The organism is Pseudochelatococcus sp. G4_1912, assembly GCF_047501465.1.
Classification (GTDB): Bacteria; Pseudomonadota; Alphaproteobacteria; order Rhizobiales; family Beijerinckiaceae; genus Pseudochelatococcus.
Genome location: NZ_JAZDRL010000002.1, coordinates 388,949 through 408,967, shown reverse-complemented (window position 1 = coordinate 408,967; position 20,019 = coordinate 388,949). Strand labels below are relative to the sequence as shown.

General features: G+C 54.4%; 16 protein-coding genes. 7 read left to right on the top strand and 9 right to left on the bottom strand.

All coding sequences use genetic code 11. From position 1 onward, the window contains the following. Positions 1 to 47: 47 nt before the first annotated feature. From cobT to VRZ32_RS09100, 5 genes are all read right to left on the bottom strand, one after another. Entirely contained in the window at positions 48 to 1,940 is a 1,893-nt protein-coding gene (gene cobT, locus VRZ32_RS09120; RefSeq protein WP_414525429.1) for a cobaltochelatase subunit CobT, read from the bottom strand. A 41-nt stretch (positions 1,941 to 1,981) separates the two neighbouring features. Further along, positions 1,982 to 2,983, bottom strand: a complete 1,002-nt coding sequence (gene cobS, locus VRZ32_RS09115) for a cobaltochelatase subunit CobS (protein ID WP_414525428.1) — start codon at positions 2,981 to 2,983, stop codon at positions 1,982 to 1,984. 208 nt (positions 2,984 to 3,191) lie between these two features. Next, positions 3,192 to 4,388, bottom strand: coding sequence for an acetyl-CoA C-acyltransferase family protein (locus tag VRZ32_RS09110; protein ID WP_414525427.1), 1,197 nt, complete (start codon positions 4,386 to 4,388; stop codon positions 3,192 to 3,194). Positions 4,389 to 4,506: 118 nt separating this feature from the next. Next, positions 4,507 to 5,454 carry an aldo/keto reductase gene (locus tag VRZ32_RS09105; RefSeq protein WP_414525426.1) on the bottom strand — a complete coding sequence of 316 codons (948 nt, stop codon included), beginning with the start codon at positions 5,452 to 5,454 and terminating at the stop codon, positions 4,507 to 4,509. Between the two features lie 167 nt (positions 5,455 to 5,621). Further along, positions 5,622 to 7,190: an efflux transporter outer membrane subunit gene (locus tag VRZ32_RS09100; protein ID WP_414525425.1), complete on the bottom strand. Its 1,569-nt coding sequence runs from the start codon at positions 7,188 to 7,190 to the stop codon at positions 5,622 to 5,624. A gap of 697 nt (positions 7,191 to 7,887) precedes the next feature. Here VRZ32_RS09100 and VRZ32_RS09095 point away from each other — a divergent pair. Together VRZ32_RS09095 and VRZ32_RS09090 are read left to right on the top strand one after the other, a co-directional pair. After that, positions 7,888 to 8,871, top strand: coding sequence for a metal ABC transporter solute-binding protein, Zn/Mn family (locus VRZ32_RS09095; protein WP_414525424.1), 984 nt, complete (start codon positions 7,888 to 7,890; stop codon positions 8,869 to 8,871). A gap of 103 nt (positions 8,872 to 8,974) precedes the next feature. Beyond that, positions 8,975 to 9,475: a peptide deformylase gene (locus VRZ32_RS09090; RefSeq protein WP_414525423.1), complete on the top strand. Its 501-nt coding sequence runs from the start codon at positions 8,975 to 8,977 to the stop codon at positions 9,473 to 9,475. Between the two features lie 69 nt (positions 9,476 to 9,544). Here the strand turns inward: VRZ32_RS09090 and topA are convergent, their stop codons facing one another. Next, positions 9,545 to 12,352, bottom strand: coding sequence for a type I DNA topoisomerase (gene topA, locus VRZ32_RS09085; RefSeq protein WP_414525422.1), 2,808 nt, complete (start codon positions 12,350 to 12,352; stop codon positions 9,545 to 9,547). 270 nt (positions 12,353 to 12,622) lie between these two features. On the opposite strand from topA, the gene VRZ32_RS09080 reads away from it, so the two are divergent. Together VRZ32_RS09080 and VRZ32_RS09075 are read left to right on the top strand one after the other, a co-directional pair. After that, positions 12,623 to 12,991, top strand: coding sequence for a hypothetical protein (locus VRZ32_RS09080; RefSeq protein WP_414525421.1), 369 nt, complete (start codon positions 12,623 to 12,625; stop codon positions 12,989 to 12,991). Positions 12,992 to 13,079: 88 nt separating this feature from the next. Next, positions 13,080 to 13,697 carry a copper chaperone PCu(A)C gene (locus VRZ32_RS09075; RefSeq protein ID WP_414525420.1) on the top strand — a complete coding sequence of 206 codons (618 nt, stop codon included), beginning with the start codon at positions 13,080 to 13,082 and terminating at the stop codon, positions 13,695 to 13,697. 98 nt (positions 13,698 to 13,795) lie between these two features. On the opposite strand, the gene VRZ32_RS09070 is transcribed toward VRZ32_RS09075, so the two are convergent. Then, positions 13,796 to 14,197 (bottom strand): hypothetical protein, encoded by a 402-nt coding sequence (locus VRZ32_RS09070; protein WP_414525419.1) that lies wholly within the window; start codon positions 14,195 to 14,197, stop codon positions 13,796 to 13,798. Positions 14,198 to 14,315: 118 nt separating this feature from the next. Next, entirely contained in the window at positions 14,316 to 15,080 is a 765-nt protein-coding gene (locus tag VRZ32_RS09065; RefSeq protein ID WP_414525418.1) for a hypothetical protein, read from the bottom strand. A gap of 319 nt (positions 15,081 to 15,399) precedes the next feature. Here VRZ32_RS09065 and VRZ32_RS09060 point away from each other — a divergent pair, with 319 nt between their 5' ends. Further along, a complete protein-coding gene (locus VRZ32_RS09060; RefSeq protein ID WP_414525417.1) occupies positions 15,400 to 16,257 on the top strand; it encodes an SDR family NAD(P)-dependent oxidoreductase in 858 nt (285 codons plus the stop codon). 25 nt (positions 16,258 to 16,282) lie between these two features. Here the strand turns inward: VRZ32_RS09060 and ppk2 are convergent, their stop codons facing one another. Then, positions 16,283 to 17,218, bottom strand: a complete 936-nt coding sequence (ppk2, locus tag VRZ32_RS09055; protein WP_414525416.1) for a polyphosphate kinase 2 — start codon at positions 17,216 to 17,218, stop codon at positions 16,283 to 16,285. Between the two features lie 131 nt (positions 17,219 to 17,349). Here ppk2 and VRZ32_RS09050 point away from each other — a divergent pair, with 131 nt between their 5' ends. Together VRZ32_RS09050 and pstS are read left to right on the top strand one after the other, a co-directional pair. Beyond that, positions 17,350 to 18,624 (top strand): ATP-binding protein, encoded by a 1,275-nt coding sequence (locus tag VRZ32_RS09050; RefSeq protein ID WP_414525415.1) that lies wholly within the window; start codon positions 17,350 to 17,352, stop codon positions 18,622 to 18,624. 263 nt (positions 18,625 to 18,887) lie between these two features. After that, positions 18,888 to 19,907 carry a phosphate ABC transporter substrate-binding protein PstS gene (gene pstS / locus VRZ32_RS09045; RefSeq protein ID WP_414525414.1) on the top strand — a complete coding sequence of 340 codons (1,020 nt, stop codon included), beginning with the start codon at positions 18,888 to 18,890 and terminating at the stop codon, positions 19,905 to 19,907. Positions 19,908 to 20,019: the final 112 nt, after the last annotated feature.

Sequence of the window (20,019 nt, the reverse complement as noted above, 5' to 3'; positions counted from 1 at the left end):
GTCCATACCTGCTACAATGCCAAGAGGGGCATTCGGCGTGCTGTGCTTCAAGCGCGCCGCTTGCGGCTGCTGCGTTGCGGTTGTCCGTGGCTTTCCTCGAACAGTTCTGCCAGCTTGTCGGTCATCGCACCGCCAAGTTCTTCGGCGTCCACAATCGTTACTGCACGCTCATAATAGCGCGTCACATCGTGACCGATACCAATGGCGATCAGCTCAACCGGTGAGCGCGTTTCAATCTCTTCGATGATCGCACGGAGATGCTTTTCGAGATAGTTGCCCGGGTTGACCGAAAGCGTCGAGTCATCGACCGGCGCACCATCCGAAATCACCATGAGAATGCGTCGCTGTTCCGGGCGAGCCAGCAAGCGTTTGTGGGCCCAATCGAGCGCTTCGCCATCGATGTTTTCTTTCAACAGACCTTCGCGCATCATCAGGCCAAGGTTGCGCCGGGCACGACGCCATGGGGCATCCGCTGATTTGTAAATGATATGGCGCAAATCATTCAGGCGGCCAGGGGCTTGAGGCTTGCCAGCCTGCAACCACGCATCGCGTGATTGTCCGCCTTTCCAGGCGCGCGTGGTGAAGCCCAAAATTTCGACCTTTACCGCGCAACGCTCCAGCGTGCGCGCCAGAATATCCGCGCAAGTGGCTGCAACCGTGATAGGGCGGCCGCGCATCGAGCCGGAGTTGTCGATCAGCAGCGTCACGACGGTGTCGCGGAAATCGGTGTCTTTCTCGTATTTGAATGAGAGCGGCTGGAATGGATCGATGATCACACGCGGCAAGCGTGCAGGATCGAGTATCCCTTCTTCGAGATCGAACTCCCAAGCGCGGTTTTGCTGCGCTAGCAGACGGCGCTGCAAGCGGTTTGCCAGGCGCGCTACAACGCCTTGCACATTGGCGATTTGTTTATCGAGATAAGCGCGCAAACGGGTCAATTCGTCTGTGTCACATAGCTCTTCAGCGGTTGTGACCTCGTCAAATCGGGTTGTGTAGGCCTTGTATGAAATGGCGCGCCATTCATCAGCCTTTGACTGGGGCGGATTGCGCGCGGTGCCTGCTTCTTCGGAATCGGACTGCTCACCCTCTTCAGGCATATCGCCGGATGGTGCGTCGTCAACTTCGCTGGTGCCTTCTTCCATATCATCAGAAGCGGAGTCCATCGCATCAATGCGGGCCTGTTCGGAATCTGCGCTTTGTTGAGCTTCGCCGTCGCTGCTTTCTTCCTCGCCTTCGGCTTCGTCCTGATTGCCGTCGTCGCCCTCATCGGGCTCCATATTGGCTTCGTCAGCCATATCGAGATGGGCAAGAAGCTCCCGGATGTTGCGGGCGAAGGCGAACTGATCGCCGATGTTCTCTGCCAACTTGTCGAGATCTTTACCGGCTTTGGCCTCAATCGTTTCGCGCCAAAGGGAAACTATCTTCTCGGCTGCATGAGGGGCTGGGCGGCCAGTCAAACGCTCGCGCACAAGGAGGGATAAGGCATCCTCGATAGGTGCGTCGGAGCGATCCCGGATATCTTCGAAATTGCTGCGATGATAGCGATCTTCCAGCATGGCGGTAATATTGTCGCCAACACCAACCATGCGCTTTGCGCCGATGGCTTCAACGCGGGCTTGCTCTATCGCGTCATAAACAGAGCGTGCCGCAGCACCTTCAGGCGCGAGTTTCTGATGCACTGCCTTGTTGTGGACAGCCAAGCGTAGCGCCATCGCATCCGCTTGCCCGCGTAGCACTGCAATATCCGTTGCAGTGGGTTGGCGGGGTGGTTCAGGCAAGCGGGCGCGCTCGTCCGTCAGGGAGGGGCGATCGGCGGAGAAGACGACTTCGAGCTCTCGCGCCCCGGCAATGCTGCGCAACGCACCGGCAACCGCCTGTTTGATCGGTTCCGTCACATTGGGCTGGGCGTTATTACCCGGCTTGCGGTTTGTAATGCTCATCGCAGTCTGCGCTTTTCATGTGGTCGAACGGCATCCAGCATTTATGACAAGGCGATGTTGGCGGAGGATTCCGGCAGTTCCTTGCCAAAGCAGCGCTGATAGAACTCCGCCACAAGCGGACGCTCCATCTCGTCGCACTTGTTGAGGAATGTCAGGCGGAAGGCAAAGCCGAGATCACCAAATATATCAGCATTCTCTGCCCAGGTGATTACCGTGCGCGGGCTCATCACCGTAGAGAGATCACCATTGATGAAGGCGTTGCGCGTAAGGCCTGCAAGTCGCACCATTCGGTCAACCGTATCCTTGCCCTGTTGGGTGCGGTAGCTATGCACCTTCGCAACAATGATATCGACTTCCTTGTCATGCGGCAGGTAGTTGAGCGTTGCGACAATCGACCAGCGGTCCATCTGGCCCTGGTTGATCTGCTGCGTGCCGTGATAAAGGCCCGAAGTATCACCAAGCCCAACCGTGTTGGCGGTAGCAAACAGGCGGAATGCTGGATGCGGGCGGATAACGCGGTTCTGGTCGAGCAGTGTCAGACGGCCTGAAACTTCAAGCACGCGCTGGATAACGAACATCACATCCGGACGACCGGCATCATATTCATCGAACACCAGCGCGACGTTGTTCTGCAGCGCCCACGGCAGAATGCCATCGCGGAACTCCGTGATCTGATGCCCGTCTTTAACGACGATGGCATCCTTCCCCACGAGATCGACGCGGCTGACGTGGCTATCGAGGTTGACGCGCACGCACGGCCAATTAAGGCGCGCTGCGACCTGCTCGATATGTGTGGACTTACCCGTGCCATGGTAACCGGTGATCATCACGCGGCGGTTGCGGGCAAAGCCTGCCAGAATGGCGAGTGTCGTCTCGCGGTCGAAAAGATAGTCTGGATCAAGATCCGGCACATGTTCATCAGCTTCGGTAAAAGCGGGAACTTCCAGATCGGTATCAATACCAAACACGTCTCGAACGGATAGTTTTGAAGTGGGCACTCTCAATTGTGCGTCTGGGTTCGTGTTCTTGGTTGTTGCTTGCATGGATCCTCGCTCCTGCGGGCGAGCTGCCTAAAAAGGCGCTTCATACCCAATTCGACTCAAATGGCCCGCACGGAAACAGAACGATAACGGACGTAGACAGGGCCGCCAAGTCCCTAAAGTTAGGGACGTAGCCCATCAGCTATGCAAAAAGCTCATTTATGCATCATTCCAGAATGTGTATACCATTTTCTGGAATGATGCGAGATCGTTAAACGCGCTCAAAAATTGCCGCGATGCCTTGTCCGCCGCCGATGCACATCGTTACCAGTGCGTAACGGCCCTTGATGCGATGTAACTCGTGGATAGCTTTCACAGTGATAATCGCCCCCGTTGCACCAACCGGATGGCCAAGCGAAATGCCAGAGCCGTTAGGGTTGACCTTTGCGGGATCAAAATCAAGCTCCTTGGCCACAGCGCATGCTTGTGCGGCAAAGGCTTCGTTGGATTCAATCACGTCGATATCACGGATGTTGATGCCGGTTCGCTCCAGCACCTTACGCGTTGCCGGAACCGGGCCGATGCCCATCAGCTCCGGTGCCACACCTGCGTGGGCATAGCCGACAAGGCGTGCCAGTGGTGTCAGACCGGAGGCAATGGCGCGCTTGGCGTCCGCAAGTACAACAGCTGCCGCACCATCATTAATACCAGAGGCGTTGCCGGCAGTGACGGTGCCGTCTTTTTTGAAGACGGGCTTCATTGCAGCGAGTGTTTCTAACGAGGTATCGGGACGAACATGCTCGTCCTTGTCAAAGATCGTGGTGCTATGGCGTGAGGCGAGTTCGATAGGTGCGATCTGATCATGGAAGCGACCTTCCGCAATGGCGCATGCGGCGCGGCGATGGCTTTCAACTGCCAGCATATCCTGCATCTCGCGCGTGATGCCCCAGCGTTCAGCTACGTTTTCTGCGGTGATGCCCATATGCATTTTATGGAAGGGATCATGCAGAATGCCCAGCATGTAATCGGTGAAGCGCGTATCACCCATTTTTTGGCCCAGGCGTACGCCTTGGGCGAGGTAGGGGCTGCGGCTCATGGATTCTGCACCGCCGCCGATGGCAAGATCAGTATCGCCGAGCTGAATAGCTTGAGCCGCGGAAATAATTGCCTGCAAGCCGGAACCGCAGAGACGGTTGACGTTGAAGGAGGGCGTTTCTTTCGGAATACCACTCTCAATCGCCGCAACACGGCTGAGATAAGCATCGGCGGGTTCTGTGGGAATGACATTGCCCATCACCACATGGCCGATGGTATCAGGATCAGCCCCGGAGCGACTGAGGGCAGCGCGGACAGCTTCCGTCGCGAGACTTGTGAGCGGGACATCCTTCAGGGCGCCTCCAAACCCACCAATTGCCGTTCTTGCTGCGCCTACGATGACGACATCGCGTCCCTCGGTATTCCTTGCCATTTCTCGCCCACTTCTGGTGTTTTGATTATTTTTATACCAGCACTTCGGCATTTCAGCCCGTGCAGCTCTTATGTAACACTACCAGTGTGCACAGCTCCAGTAGTGGGCGTGACTATGGTTACTCGCCATGTCCGGAGGCTGTGAGCAGCGCCAGATCCTCAGCCGCAAGTTTAAGGCGCGCACCACGCACCAGCCCCTCAAGTTGTTTTAGCGACGTTGCCGATGAGAGTGCGCCGCTAATGCCGGGTTGGGCAATTACCCAAGCCAGGGCAATTTCTGCATGTGCAGCACCTGTTTTCTCGGCGACCGTGTCGAGGGCGGAGAGAATCCGCAGTCCCCGTTCATTCAGGTAGCTTCTCACCCGCTCTCCGCGTGCGCCTTTCAGGTCTGCCTCGGTGCGGTATTTGCCGGTCAGAAAACCTGATGCGAGCGAGAAATAGGGCATAGCACCAAGCCCTTCGCGCAGCACCAGCGCTTGCACAGCACCTTCATAGGCATCCCGGGTGTAGAGGTTATATTCATTCTGGATGGTCTGATAACGCGGCAAGTGTTTGCTTTTTGATATGTCGAGCGCTTCGGAGAGCAACGCCGCATCGTAATTCGATGCACCAATAAAACGCACTTTCCCAGCCTTGATCAGCCTGTCATAAGCGGTCAGCGTTTCTTCCTGGGAAACGGTGGGATCAGGCCAATGGCTCTGATAGAGATCGATGTAATCAGTCTGAAGGCGTTTAAGTGAAGCCTCTACGGCTTGCTCAATCCAACGGGCGGATAGATCAACCTTCCCTTGTCCGACGTCAGATCCGACCTTGGTCAGAACATGCACTTTATCCCGGTTGCCGCGCGCCTTGAGCCAGCGGCCGATGATTTTCTCGCTATCGCTGTCGTTGCCAGGCACCCAGCGTGAATACACGTCTGCAGTGTCTATTGCCGTAAAGCCCTCAGCCATGAAGGCATCCAGCAGTGCGAACGAGGTGGGTTCATCTGTTGTCCAGCCAAAAACATTGGCACCGAAAATAAGCGGTGAAATTTTGATATCAGTTTGGCCCAGACGACGCAGTGTCATGAGATGCTCTCCGGCGAAAGAGTAACCATTGGTTGTCCGGTCCATGCGCGTGGCCGGCTGAATTTCGCTTACATGATAAAGGGCAGGGCGCGCGTGTATATATCGTGTATATATGATGTGTAGCAATTATCAGCGTGCGGGTGCCGTGGCGCACATAGCGCCGCCTATTACCGGGTTTTGACGCGCGCTGGTGCGCGCATCAGGTGCGGGCCTGTATTGTGGTCTATGACTTCGGGTTTTGAGGTGTCGATGGCACCATCCCATCCACCGCCCAAAGCCTTGTTAAGGGCAACATAATAGGTGGCGATATTTACGCGGCTTTGTATGAGCGCATCCTCTGCCGAGTATTGCGAGCGTTCGGCATCAAGGACTTCGATGAAGCTTGTTGCGCCATTCTGGAAGAGCGTGCGTGCGAGGCGTGCTGCTTCACGATAGTTGGTGGCTGCTTCTGTGAGCTTTTGATAGCGGATGCGCTCTTGTGCCAATCCTACTAGGGCATTTTCCACCTCTTCAAGTGCGATAAGCACGCTTGAGCGGAGATTGAGAAACTGCTGATCGCGCCGCGCCTGTGCAGCCCTAACAGCCGCTTGCAGTTCACCAGCATTGAAAACCGGCACGCTAAGGCTTGGGCCGAAGGACCACGTAATGGTGGAATTTTTAGCCAGATCACCAATGCGCACGCCCGATGTTGCGAGGTTGCCTGTCAGGCTGATAGCCGGATAAAGCGCTGCCTCGGCTTGGCCTATCTGGGCTGTTGCTTGCGCAAGCTGACGCTCGGCCACCCGCACGTCCGGACGCGCGAGGAGCATATCTGCAGGTACGCCCACTGGCAGCGGCAAACGGGGGGAGGGAACCGGCCCCGCCTTGCGAAGCTCTGCCGCAAGCGCTGCAGGGGGCTGGCCCGTTAGAACGCTGAGCTGGTGGATCGCCTGGGCCAATGCTGTTTCAAGGGTCGGGATGCCCGCCTCAGTATTGGCGGCCTGACCGTTGGCATTCGCCAGATCAACCCCCGAAGCTGTGCCAACATCAAACTTTGCTCGTGTGATGGCTGCCGTCTCGCGCTGTGTGGCGGCGGTGCGTCGTGCCAGTGCGATACGTGCTTGATAGTTGCGCACGTTGATATAGGTGGTGCCTATATCGCCGATCATCGTCAGCAATGTCGCGCGCAATTCCTCCTGCGCCGCATCAAGCCCGTAGAGGGCCGCTTCAGCGCTGCGCCTGTTTGCGCCAAACAGATCCACTTCCCAGCCCGCTACAAGGCCTGCTTGCACCCTGTTTGTATAGATGCCCGATCCAAAGCTTGAGTTGGTAAAGCTTGTGCTGGTCGTGCCCCCGCTAGATTGCGTGGTACTTTGCCCCGCCCCCTTGCTTCGTGTGGCGGATGCGGTGCCGTCTATGGAGGGAAAGAGGCTGCCTATGGTCTGATCATAACTTGCGCGCGCTTCCCGAACCCTTGCCTTGGCTGTTGCAACATCCAGATTGCCCGCAACAGCGCGCTCTATAATGCTGTTCAGCGTTGGATCACGAAGCCTTGTCCACCAATGCGCCAGATCGGCTGGCTTGGGCGCTTTTTGCGCGCTTTCATTGCTCCAACGCGCAGGGATGGGAAGGTTGGGCGTTGCATACTCTGGCCCCACAGCACATGCTGACAGAAAAACCGTGAGTGCCAATGAGAGGATGACACGTGTGGCCCTTGGCCGGTTATGGGCGCGGCTCATGCCAGCATGAATGATCATGCGATATCGTCTCGCACTGACATAAATTTCCATGCATCCAGGAGCCACTGCACCAGCATCGCTACCCTATTGATCGGACGGAATCACATATGACGGACGGCTGATCAATGGCACAAGTTGTCGGACAACTCTATACCACGCATGCATTTTTTGGAGGCCGCGCTGTTGCACTGATATGTTACATACGCAATCTCAGCTGCTTACGGCATAGTTTTGATTTCTTACATTTTGTTAAGGTGCAGCGCGAGAATGTCTGTGGCTGTAAGGCGCAATAAACAATAATCTCAATCCTGAGATCACTTAATCAATACCAGTAAATTAACAATCTGGGGACGCATTTGCCTAACGCAACTCCGGAAATGCATCCCCATAACTGAAAATTAACGCATTATTAACATTTTCATTGTGCCAAAAATCACACGGAATGTGCAGCTCTGAATCGGTCGTATAGTGCTGGTTTTATTGGATAATATCTGTTTTATACTGACTTCAAGTTTCTACGTGTTAACATCTCTTGCTAAGCCCCCGCCTTATCCGTCGCCCCCCATCGTACTGCTAATTCAGCCTCACTTGGTGCCTTTGAGGGCGCCCGTAAGCCTTGGCGGTAAATGACAATCGCATTGCGGCAACACTTGTGCAGATGCAATAAGTCCGCTATATTTGCAATTGCGATCCATTTGCAAAAACGAAGGTTATGATGCGCAAACTGACGAGGCGATCAATTCTGGTGCGATCCGCTGTGGCCGCTGCGGCATTCGCTGCCGCTTGCACAGTTGGTCTGGGGCCGGTGTTGGCTGCAGAGAAGCTTAATGTTGTTGCGACTAGCGGGTATATTGCCGATGCGATCAGAAATGTTGGCGGAGATCATGTCACGGTAAAGACACTTCTTGGTCCCGGTGTCGATCCCCATCTTTACCGGCAGACGAGTTCCGATATCGCTCTGGCTACAAAGGCCGACGTGGTTTTCTGGCACGGTTTGCATCTGGAGGCGCAGTTATTATCGTTTCTCGAAGGCCTTGCCGTGCGCAAACCTGTGATTGCCCTGGCGGAGAGTGTGCCGAAAGATCAGCTGCTGAGCGCTGATGCGGATGCCGCATTGCCCGATCCCCACATCTGGTTCGATCCGCGTTTGTGGGTTCATGTTGTTGAAGCTGCACGTGATTCTCTCATTCGTTTGTGCCCTGAAGGAAAGGCCGATTTTGAGGTGAACGCGCAGCGCTATCTGGCGGAAATTTCGAAGATTGCTGATTACGCATCGGCTTCCTTGGCCTCTGTACCAGCTTCATCGCGGGTGCTGGTAACGGCGCATGATGCCTTTAATTATTTTGGGCGGGCCTATCAGTTTGAGGTTGCAGGTATCCAGGGTATCTCCACCGAAAGCGAAGCGGGGCTGCGCCGGATTGAAGAACTGGTGGATATGCTCGTGAAGCGCAATATCGGTGCGATATTTGTCGAGTCTTCGGTTTCTGATCGCAATGTAAAAGCGCTGATAGAAGGCGCGGCAGCAAAGGGCCATAAAGTTGTTGTCGGCGGCGAGTTGTTCTCGGATGCTACCGGTGAGGCTGGTACCTATGAGGGCACCTACATCGGTGTTATCGACCACAATGCAACCATCATCACCCGCGCACTTGGCGGTGGCGCGCCAGAGAAGGGCATCAGCGGGCAGCTGGCTGGCATGTAAGCTCTGGCATCAGCAGTTAATCTGGAATAAGCATGCCGGCCTTTCATGATGGAAGGTGTGCCTTGATATTGGTATTTTCACTTCTGGCATTTGAGAGATTCAGGTGGCGAAACGGCCTATCATTCTTTTTCCCGATCCACGGTTGCGAACTCCAGCACGTGCTATTGGGGTATTCGATGACGCTCTCAAGGTGCTCGCTCACGATCTGTTGGAAACCATGCGCGCTGCGCCCGGCATTGGCATAACCGCCTGCCACATTGGTATTCTGGAACGTGTGGTGGTCATTGAGCTGCCGGAGCAGGCAGAGCCAGCATTTTATATCAACCCGGAAGTCATATGGGCATCGGATGAGTTAATGCGCTATGATGAGGGTAGCGTATCGATGCCGGGTGTTATTGAGGCAATCGAACGTCCGAAGCAAGTGCGACTTCGCTGGCAGGATTTGGCAGGGGCTTCGCATGAGGGTGATGCCGAGGGGCTCTTGGCAATCTGCTTGCAACATGAGATCGATCAACTCGATGGCATTTTCTGGCTTGATCGCTTATCGCGCCTCAAGCGGGAACGTGTGGTGCGTCGGTATGAGAAATTGCGCTTGAGTGCTTGAGTTACAAATTTGAAACAAAAAACCCGCACCTGAAGGCGCGGGTTTTTATCAGCTGTCTGCAGCGCGGTTTTATTCTGCCCCGGCCTCTGCGGCCTTTTTCGTTGTGCGCTTGCGAGCGGGAGCCTTTGGCTTATCTGCCCCTTCATCAGTAGTTTCCGAAGCAGCTTTCTTAGTAGCTGGTTTTTTAGCGGCGGTTGTCTTGGCTGTGGTAGCCTTCTTGGCAGTCGTAGCCTTTTTGGTAGTAGCCGCGGCCTTCTTCGCTGGAGCTTTCTTTGCAGGTGCCTTCTTCTTGCCCGTGGCGCGCTTGGCGCGAAGCAGTATGACGGCCTCTTCAAGCGTGTAGCTTTCGGACTCTATGCCCTTGGGCAGCGTGGCATTGGTCGTGCCGTCTGTCACGTAGGCACCATAACGGCCTGCCTTCAGCGAGATGGTCTTGCCGGTTTCAGGCTCTTCGCCTAGCACCTTGCCGGGATCTGACGCCGCACCTCGGCGACCGCCACCCTGCTCCTTGGTGATGATCAAGTCGATGGCGCGGTTTGCGCCAATCTCAAGCACGTCATCATCCTTGCCAAGGCTGGCAAAGGTTTTTTCGTGTTGAACGTAAGGGCCAAAGCGTCCGATGCCAGCCTTGATTGGCTTGCCGGACTCAGGGTGCGTTGCTACCGGACGCGGCAGCGACAGCAGCTTAAGGGCGATTTCCAAATCGATATTATCAGGCGCCAGGCCACGCGGGATTGTCTGACGTTTAGGCTTCTCTTTGGTCTTGGCAGCTTTTTTATCAGCCTTTGCATCTTCGCTTTTTGTCTCTTCACCCTTGGCGTCATCGCCTTCGGGGGCATCGCCGCCGAGCTGGATGTAGGGGCCAAAGCGGCCGTCGCGTAGCGTTACATCAAGGCCGGTTTCCGGGTCTTTGCCCAGCACTTTCGGCCCGCCATCGCCAGCACCGCCTTCACCTTCACCAGCCGAGAGCTGACGCGTATAGCGGCATTCGGGGTAGTTTGAGCAACCGATGAACGAGCCAAACTTGCCAATCTTCAGCGACAATTTACCGTTACCACAGGATGGGCAGGCCCGTGGATCGCCGCCATCTGCACGCGCGGGGAAGATGCGTGGAGCCAGGACATCGTTGAGCGAGTCGATGACCTGCGTCATCCGCAGTTCGCGTGTACCCTCGATGGCAGCAATGAAGTCACGCCAGAAATCCCGGAGAACCTCTTTCCAGTCGATCTCGTGGTTCGACACACGGTCGAGCTTTTCCTCAAGATCGGCCGTGAAGTCGTACTCTACGTAGCGCTGGAAAAAGCTTTCCAGAAACGCCGTAACGATACGGCCCTTGTCTTCTGGCACGAGACGTTTTTTGTCGATGCGCACATATTCGCGCTCCCGCAGCACAGCGAGAACAGCTGCGTAGGTGGAGGGGCGGCCGATGCCGAGTTCTTCCATGCGCTTCACAAGGCTGGCCTCGGTAAAGCGTGGTGGCGGCTCTGTGAAGTGCTGTGTTGCGCGGATTTCACGACGTTCAAGCACTTCGCCAGCCTTCATGGCTGGCAGGCGACCGCCGTCTTCATCAGCTTCGTCATCGCGGCCTTCTTGATAGAGCTTGAGGAAGCCATCGAACACGACAACCTGGCCCGTGGCGCGTAGATCAAGTGTGCGTGCGCCCACTTGCGCCTTGATTTCTGCGGTGGTGCGTTCAAGCACCGCCGATTCCATCTGACTCGCGATTGTACGCGTCCAGATGAGGTCGTAGAGCTTTGCCTGCTCAGGATCGAGATAGCGTGCCACGGATGAGGGCAAGCGGCCTGCATCAGTGGGGCGAATAGCCTCATGCGCTTCCTGCGCATTCTTGGCTTTGGTGGTATACTTGCGGGCAACGCCGGGCACATATTTATCGCCGAACGTGCGGCCAATGACGGCGCGCGTTGCGCTCACGGCTTCTGGCGCCATGTCGACACCATCAGTTCGCATATAAGTGATCAGACCTACAGTCTCGCCACCGATCTCCACGCCTTCATAAAGTCGCTGCGCGAGTTGCATGGTACGCGCTGGGGCAAAGCCCAGTTTGCGTGAGGCTTCCTGCTGCAGTGTCGAGGTTGTGAATGGTGGTTGCGGATGGCGCCGGGTGGGCTTGGCCTCGATGTCGGCTACGGAAAATGCGGCAGCTTGCAGCGCCTGCTTGAAGGCTGCAGCCTCTTCGCCATTGCCGATATCCAGCCGGGTGATCTTCTTGCCGTCCGCACCAACCAGACGTGCTTCGAATGGCGCACCGGCATCCGTTGCAAGCAGGGCAACCAGCGACCAGTATTCACGGGTTATGAAGGTTTCAATTTCACGCTCGCGATCGCAAACAAGGCGCAGCGCAACTGATTGTACACGCCCAGCCGAGCGTGCGCCCGGCAGCTTGCGCCACAGCACTGGTGAGAGGTTGAAGCCGACGAGATAATCCAGTGCGCGACGCGCCAGATAAGCATCCACAAGCGCCTGATCGATCTGGCGTGGGTTTGCCATGGCCTCGGCGACCGAATCACGCGTGATGGCGTTGAAGGTCACACGCTCGACTGGCAGGTCTTTCAGCAATTTTTTCTGTGTCAGCGCTTCAATGACGTGCCAGGAGATGGCCTCACCTTCGCGATCCGGATCGGTTGCGAGAATGAGCTTTTCAGCTCCCTTCACAGCACGTGCGATATCCGCAACGCGCTTGGCGCCACGGTCCTCGACCTGCCAGATCATGGCGAAATCAGCGTCTGGATCAACCGAACCGTCCTTGGCGGGTAGATCGCGGATGTGGCCGAAGGACGCCAACACCTCATAATCTGGACCAAGGTACTTGTTGATCGTCTTCGCTTTTGCGGGCGACTCGACGACAACGACTTTCATGATTCCATCCCTGACAGCTGAGACAATGATTGCACTTGAGTTTTATGCAATGGGCGCGATAAGTGGGGGCAAAAGGGTGCACAAGTCAAATGGTGCTGCGCATCTTTCTTGCAAATAGTCAGGCAATTCGCTGCATATGTGGTTGATTTTGCCTTTATCGTTATGTCCGCAAACAGGCATCTGATGGTCGGTTATTCCAACATAACCTATTGTGATATTTCGCTTAATCGCATAATGCGACAAGTGATAACCATGCTTGTGGCTTATGGCATGGCGGCGCATCTCATATTGTTTGCATTCGCTGTTACTGCAATGTCTGTCGGCATGCAGGGGCAGGGTGATTCCTTATTTGCCGGTTCCGCATCGACACAGCGGCTGATTATGGTGCTTTGTCGCCCCAGCACGCTCTGGACTGATGGCACCGATGCAAATGATGCCGACATGCCAGATGGCACGCACCTACGCGGCTGTTGTGGTGTCTGCGCAGTGCAGAGCGCTGGCTTGTGGGATGCGCCTGCCGATTATTTCTCGATATCGCCTTACCGTGAGAGCGCGGAACTTCGCTGGCTTATCGGGGCTGTGGCCGTATCCGATTGTGAAAGTATCACGCCTTCAGCGCGCGGGCCGCCAGTTGTTTGATGGTACGGCAATCGCTATTTATTTTCTCAAGTTTACATGGCGCTGATCAATCCGCAAAAAATGCGGTATCGCGCTTTGGAGATCTATCATGACAGCTAACACGAATGCTTTCACCCGTTTTGCCGCTCGCACTTCTTTCATCGCGGCTCTCGCTTTGACAACAGTGGCGTTCGCATCAATGGCGCATGCTGAATGCGAATGCAGCAAGGATCAGGAAGCAGCAACCCAGATGACGCAGGCAACACCTGTGGCGGATATTGTGGTTGATGGTCTCACCATCTCCCAGCCATGGTCACGTGCAACCGCTAAGGGCGCTCGCGTGGCAGGTGGTTATCTTGTGCTCACGAATAAGAGTGACAAGGATGATGTCCTGCTTTCTGGCTCCACCGATATTTCGGAAAAATTTGAAGTGCACGAAATGGCCGTCACCGATGGCGTGATGCGTATGCGCAAGCTCGCAGATGGCCTGCCCATCAAGGCTGGAGAAACTGTCGAGCTGAAGCCAGGCAGCTACCACGCTATGTTCATCGATATGAAGCGCCCGCTATTGGAAGGTGATACCTTCACCGTCGATATGGTATTCAAGAATGCCGGCAAGGTGCCGGTCAAGTTCACTGTTCGTGGAATTGGTGCGCGCGATGCTGGCCATGCTGAAAAGCACACACATAAAAATGACAAGGCCGAGAAGGCAACACACGTTAACTAAGCAATTCTGACAATAGGCAGTATCTGTCTTTGTATGAAGCGATAATCGCTGAGAGAGATGAGATTGGTTCTTCTCTCTCAGTTTGCAGCGAATGCGGTTTAAGCGCGCTGTAGCGCTGGAATAAAGCGCAGCGTGAAAATGCGCCCTGCAACTGATTGACCGAACGATGCGCTGAAGCTCAAGGGCGTGCAGGCCAGAAATGCATCCGCGATCGACTGCAGAAACGCACGTGAGCGTGCATCATCATTGCCCAAGCGGGAAAATGTGATTTGCGGTGGGCCCATGAGGTTGCCATCACGCTTGAAACTAAAACGAGCCGTTGCACTGAGACCTTCAGACCCTGCAGGTGGTTGCCAGCAGGATTTCAGCGCGGAGCTGATATCGCGAGGAGTGGTGATGAGCGCAGAATGTGCCGTGGCGGCGCCGTTGGCTGCTGGTAACGATAACTGGCCGCAAACGAAAGCCGTTGCTATGAAAAAATGATAGCGCCAATGAGGCATTCTTCTTACCTCCAGGCCGATCAGATGTTAGCTTATCCCCATGCCTGGAATGAAGCAATGCGGGCGGTCAAACATCAATGCTTCATGGTGCATGAGATGCATTTGTTTATCGTTCTAATTAATCGTCCAAACCCGGGGGGAGGAGCATTAAGTCACCTATTTTATCCCCAAACCAGCTATCGGCGAGGATATCAAGGGCCTTATAGTGAAAAGCAACGATTGCGCCTCCTACATGACCTACACCAGAGAGAATGGTATTGCCGGCTTGTTGGGACAGCGAACTTGCAGAGTCGCGTATTACTTCGCTTGAACTCTTGATCCTAAATTGTTCTTTATAGCGCGCGTCCAAAGGACTGAAGGTTCTTTCCAGTTGGATGGCCGTTGCGAGAATGAACTTATTCGCAGGTCTTGAATGCGGCATTAAAAGCTTTTGAAGTTCCTGAAGCTTGATGTTTAATTCGCAAAAATTATTGGAGTCTTCAAGAGGAACAAGCCACTCACTTGGAGGAACACCAAGTTGTTTTGGCAATGTGTTCGCGAGACCTTTGAATGTCGAACTTTCTCCAATTTGCTTAACAATTCGCATGGCTTCAGCTTGGGCAGCCATTGCGTCGCCACCCCAGTGGTTAAGCAGGAATGCAGCGGCTTTTGTATCCGTACCAAGAAATTTGGCCGCTTCTTCAGCATTGATAAAGAAGCGTGAAATCACTTTCGCTACAAGATTTGGCATCCAGCTTGATGGGCTAGCATGGTGAGCGACGGTTTTATTGATCGCCCAGGCCGACCAAGAACCTGCCTTAATGGTGCTCGGTAAAGCAGACAGCGAAGGTGTATTGCCCGCATTGGCAGGTAATTGCGCTGAAACTGTATTAATAGCAGTCATTGATAAATCCTAATCCGCAATAATTACTATAAATTGTAACACCAATTCAAAACCGAAATTCCAACCATTACCACTGACTGGCTTTAGTCTGTTTGATTGTCAATTTGTCGCTCGAAAGTCAAGCTTGTTATAGGTTATGACGATGCTAATTTATAATTAAGTATTTTTTATGGTTCCAGTCGGATTTCCATATTAACTATTTGAAATAATTGATGTATTTCAATGGTTGGGGATGATCTCAAGGCAACTGGGGTTGCGTGGTCGAATGGGCTGAGGCATTGTCCCAGCCCTGAAGACGCATCCGGGTGGGAGAAAAACAATGACTGTCAACGCTTCAGCTAGCCAAACAGCAGAAAATAAGAACACCTTACCACGCAGACTTGAGGGCCGAACTGCGCTCATTACTGGCGCTTCGCGTGGGATTGGACGAGGCGTGGCGCTGCGTTTTGCGCGTGAGGGTGCAACTGTTGCCATCAATGATCGCGATGGGGGAGCGGATGCTGAGGCTACGCTCGCCGATCTCCATGCTGCCACTCGGGAATCAGGCTTTGCGCCATGCGATCATCGTCTGATAATGGCTGATATCGCCTCGCCTGAAGCTGTGCCTGCTATGATTGACGCAGCTGTGGCAGAGTTGGGGCGACTTGATATTCTCGTCAATAATGCTGGCATTCAATATGAAGAGCCAAGCGAGTCATTTGATGATGCGCGCTTTGCCCGTGTGCTGGAAGTGAACCTGATTGGGGCTGCGCGTGCGTCGCGGGGCGCAATTGCGCACTTTCTCAGCCGTGAAGGTGGTGGCGTTATCATCAATACGTCGAGCGTACATGCGCTCATCCCCAAGCCGGGTTATTTATCCTATTCGCTATCCAAAGCGGGCATCACCAACCTCACGCGTACGCTGGCGCTGGAGTTTGCAGGCCGTGGCATTCGTGTGAATGCTGTTGGCCCGGGCGCTGTGATTACCGATATCAACGCCGCCTGGAAGGATAACCCCAAAGAGCGCGCGATGGTGGAAAGTCATATCCCGCTTGGTTATGCAGCTGAGGTTGATGATATTTCGCCCGTATTTGCCTTTCTGGCATCTGATGATGCACGCTACATCACTGGCCAAACGCTCTATGCCTGTGGAGGGTTGACGCTGTTTGGCGAGTTTCGTGAGAACTGGTCTTCCTGAGGCTGTTTTGGAGAAAGGCGGCGGTTCAATCGTCGCCATTCGCAATAGGTTCTCCGCCTTTGCACAGAAAACGCTTTGCAGACAGTATGACACCGGAGTCTTTCTCGCCGATCGCTTCCAGATCCTTATCATTATAAGGCGTTACTGTGAGTACGTGGCGAATGATGGCAAGACGTGCGCGTAACTTATCATTGCCACGAATGATGGTCCATGGTGCATATGCGGTGCTTGTGTGCTCAATCATACGGTCGAATGCGCGCGAATATGCATCGAAATGGTCGATGGCCGCATAATCTATCGGTGATAGCTTCCAGTGCTTGAGTGGGTCATGTTGGCGTGCATGCAGGCGTGCCATTTGCATTTCTGGCCCAATCGTCAGCAAAATCTTGATAAGGCGGATACCATCATTGGTCCAAAGCTTTTCAACGATGGGTGCTTCATGCAGAAAGCGCTCTGTCTGATTGGGGGCGCAGAACCCCATCACTTCCTCTACACCCGCCCGGTTATACCAGGAGCGGTCGAATAGCACAATTTCGCCAGCGGTCGGTAGTTCATTGATATAACGCTGAAAATACCATTGCTGTGCTTCAACGTTTGAAGGACGGGGCAATGCGACAGTGCGCACGGATCGTGGGTTTAGATGCTGAGTAAAACGGGTGATTGCGCCACCTTTGCCAGAGCCATCTCGTCCTTCAAACACAATAACCAGGCGCTCCTGGGCATCGCGCACCCACGTTGCGAGCTTGAGAAGTTCTATTTGCAGGCTACGCAGCTCTTTTTTATAAATTTTGCGCGATAGTTTCTCATCATAAGGAAACCCGCCGGAACGCATGGCCGCATCAGCAATGGCTGGGGGCAGTTCCGGTGCGGTGATGTCGAATTGTGCGAAAATGTCTTTTGGCAGTGTGTGGTCAGTTTGCGTTTTGGGGGATTTCTGGCTTTTTTTGTTATGCTTGGCCACCTTGCCGTCTCCCTGTCATGAATTTCGTGACATGATAACCTGTTATAAAGAACACGAAAGCAGTTTGCCGCAAATCCCGAGATTTCATGTGCGCTGTATCAATTAAAGATGGAATAGAGCAGGGACGCCATATGGAGTTGAGTGCACGCACAATTGCGCTTCGATCTGCTGCGTTGGCCAGTGCTATATTTGTGATGATAGCGCTGCTTCAAGGCGCATTTTATTGGGGCTTGCTGGTTGCTTGCACCCTGTCGATGCTAGCGGCCGCGGCCTTCTTTCGTGATGAACATCCATTGCATGGGCGGATCAGAGGGCGAGGCAGCAAGCCTGTTACGTTGGCTGGTATAGTGCCCGTCGAGTTGTTGGCAGGCTTTCCCGATCCGGTGGTGGTAGTTGATCAGCGCGGTATTGTCGTGCAGCTCAATCCGGCTGCTCGCGCATTATTTCCGCTGTTGGTTGAGGCGCGGCCATTGGCATTTATTGTGCGCGCACCCGCCGTACTCGAAGGCATCGACACGGTGCTTCAAGGCGGTGTCGCTATGGAGGCGGAATTTCGTGAACATGGTTTGGTCGAGCGCACTTTAGTTGCCCATATCGCACCCTTGGCTTCAGAGGCGAGAGAGGGAAGGGATGGCGTGATGTTAGTGATCCGCGATCTTACAAGCGCCCGCCGTCTGGAGCATATGCGGGCAGATTTTGTGGCTAACGCCAGCCATGAATTGCGCACACCGCTTGCCTCGCTCATCGGTTTTATCGAGACCTTGCAAGGGTCTGCCCGCAATGATGAGAGCGCCCGTGAGCGCTTCCTTGTTATCATGCGTGAGCAGGCCAGGCGCATGTCGCGGCTGATTGACGATCTGCTGTCATTATCGCGCATTGAAATGCATCTGCACGTTCCACCAAGCGGTAAGGTTGAGATGGGGGGGCTGGTGCGCCATATCATTGAGACACTTGCACCGCTTGCCAAAGAGCGCGGTGTGATTGTGATGCTTGAGCAGGTTGCGCCTTCTCTGTTTGTCAATGGGGATCGTGATGAGCTGCTGCGTGTGGTTGAGAACCTTATCGAGAATGCAATCAAATATGGCCAGGCAGGCGGCCGTGTGGATGTCTCGGTCAAGGTCGCGCCATTTGCGGATAAGCCCGGTGAGAATGCGATTGTGATGGAAGTGCGTGACTATGGCCCCGGCATTTTCCCGGAGCATCTGCCACGCCTGACGGAACGTTTCTACCGGGCGGATATTGCGGATAGCCGCGAGAAAGGCGGCACGGGGCTTGGCCTGGCTATTGTGAAGCACATCGTCAATCGCCATCGTGGGCGTCTTGATATCGTGAGCAGGCATGGTGAGGGGGCGCTGTTCCGAGTATCGCTTCCGAAAATTAATAATGAGCCTGAGATGGTAAGTTAATGATGGCGTAGCGTAAAAAACAATTCTGAAACAGATAGATAGAAGGAGTTTGGAGCGTAGGAATCAGTAATAAAGCGCACCATCCTCTAGTAAGAATTTTCGCAAAAGGCATGATTACGGCTGCACTGTCATTGAAGCGTCATCCATACGTCATAGAGCTGTGTGGCCGGTGAAGACATACCGGTCTGTCCATGACGACGATGCTACGTAGGCCGCAACATGGCGGCAGATAGTCTAGACATTCGCAATTTTGGAGACGTGCCGTGAAGTTTTCCCACCTCTATGCTGCTGTTGGTCTTGCTGCCGTTGCTTTTTCTGCGCCGGCCTTCGCCCAAACCGTGACGGGTGCTGGCGCCAGCTTTCCTGCGCCTGTTTATGGGAAGTGGGCTGAGGCGTTCAACAAGGAAACCGGTATCCAGATTAATTATCAGTCCAGCGGTTCCGGCAACGGCATCAAGTCAATCAAAGGCAACACCGTTGTGTTTGGGGCCACCGATGCGCCACTTTCCGGCAAGGACCTTGAGGATGCGGGTCTTGTGCAGTTCCCCACCGTTATCGGGGGCGTTGTGCCGATTGTGAACATTGAAGGTATCAAGCCGGGCGAGCTTGCGCTTGATGGCGATACACTGGCCAAGATTTTTATGGGTGACATCAAGCAGTGGGACGATGCAGCCATCAAGGCGCTGAACCCTGATGTGAAACTGCCTGCGACAGCCATCGCTGTCGTGCGTCGTGCTGACTCATCTGGCACGACATTCAATTTCACAAGCTATCTGTCGAAGGTCAGCGCGGATTGGAAAGACAAGCTCGGCGTTGGCACAACGGTGCAATGGCCGGTGGGGCTTGGCGCGCCTGGTAACGATGGCGTGGCCAACAACGTAGCCAAAATCTCAGGCGCAGTTGGTTACGTTGAATATATCTACGCGAAGAAAAACAAGCTCTCGCATACCCGCCTGAAGAACAAGGCTGGCAAGTTGGTTGAACCCGATATCGCTTCTTTCCAGGCGGCTGCGGCAAATGCTGATTGGAAGAGCGTGCCCGGTTTCGGCGTAATCCTTGCTGATGAGCCAGGTGATGCTTCGTGGCCCATCACAGCTGCAACTTTCATTCTTATGCACAAAGAGCCGAAGGATAAGGCGCAGTCGGCAACGGCGCTGCAGTTCTTTGATTGGGCTTACAATAAGGGTGGTTCGATTGCTGAAGAGTTGGCGTACATTCCATTGCCCAATACTTTGACGGATGAAATCCGTGCGGTTTGGGCTGCTGAGATTAAGGATAAATAAGCAGCGGCTTTGCTTGAATGCTTGCGAGGGGATACTGCAAAAAGTACCCCTCGTTCCTTCCACGGCGGCGTTTTGTCTTGCTGATTGCTGAGTGAGTGCGATAGGTTTCGGC

Coding starts and splice junctions, on each gene's coding strand:
- cobT (WP_414525429.1), bottom strand. CDS start 1,940: ATGAGCATTACAAACCGCAAGCCGGGTAATAACGCCCAGCCCAATGTG.
- cobS (WP_414525428.1), bottom strand. CDS start 2,983: ATGCAAGCAACAACCAAGAACACGAACCCAGACGCACAATTGAGAGTG.
- VRZ32_RS09110 (WP_414525427.1), bottom strand. CDS start 4,388: ATGGCAAGGAATACCGAGGGACGCGATGTCGTCATCGTAGGCGCAGCA.
- VRZ32_RS09105 (WP_414525426.1), bottom strand. CDS start 5,454: ATGACACTGCGTCGTCTGGGCCAAACTGATATCAAAATTTCACCGCTT.
- VRZ32_RS09100 (WP_414525425.1), bottom strand. CDS start 7,190: ATGATCATTCATGCTGGCATGAGCCGCGCCCATAACCGGCCAAGGGCC.
- VRZ32_RS09095 (WP_414525424.1), top strand. CDS start 7,888: ATGCGCAAACTGACGAGGCGATCAATTCTGGTGCGATCCGCTGTGGCC.
- topA (WP_414525422.1), bottom strand. CDS start 12,352: ATGAAAGTCGTTGTCGTCGAGTCGCCCGCAAAAGCGAAGACGATCAAC.
- VRZ32_RS09080 (WP_414525421.1), top strand. CDS start 12,623: ATGGCGGCGCATCTCATATTGTTTGCATTCGCTGTTACTGCAATGTCT.
- VRZ32_RS09075 (WP_414525420.1), top strand. CDS start 13,080: ATGACAGCTAACACGAATGCTTTCACCCGTTTTGCCGCTCGCACTTCT.
- VRZ32_RS09070 (WP_414525419.1), bottom strand. CDS start 14,197: ATGCCTCATTGGCGCTATCATTTTTTCATAGCAACGGCTTTCGTTTGC.
- VRZ32_RS09065 (WP_414525418.1), bottom strand. CDS start 15,080: ATGACTGCTATTAATACAGTTTCAGCGCAATTACCTGCCAATGCGGGC.
- VRZ32_RS09060 (WP_414525417.1), top strand. CDS start 15,400: ATGACTGTCAACGCTTCAGCTAGCCAAACAGCAGAAAATAAGAACACC.
- VRZ32_RS09050 (WP_414525415.1), top strand. CDS start 17,350: ATGGAGTTGAGTGCACGCACAATTGCGCTTCGATCTGCTGCGTTGGCC.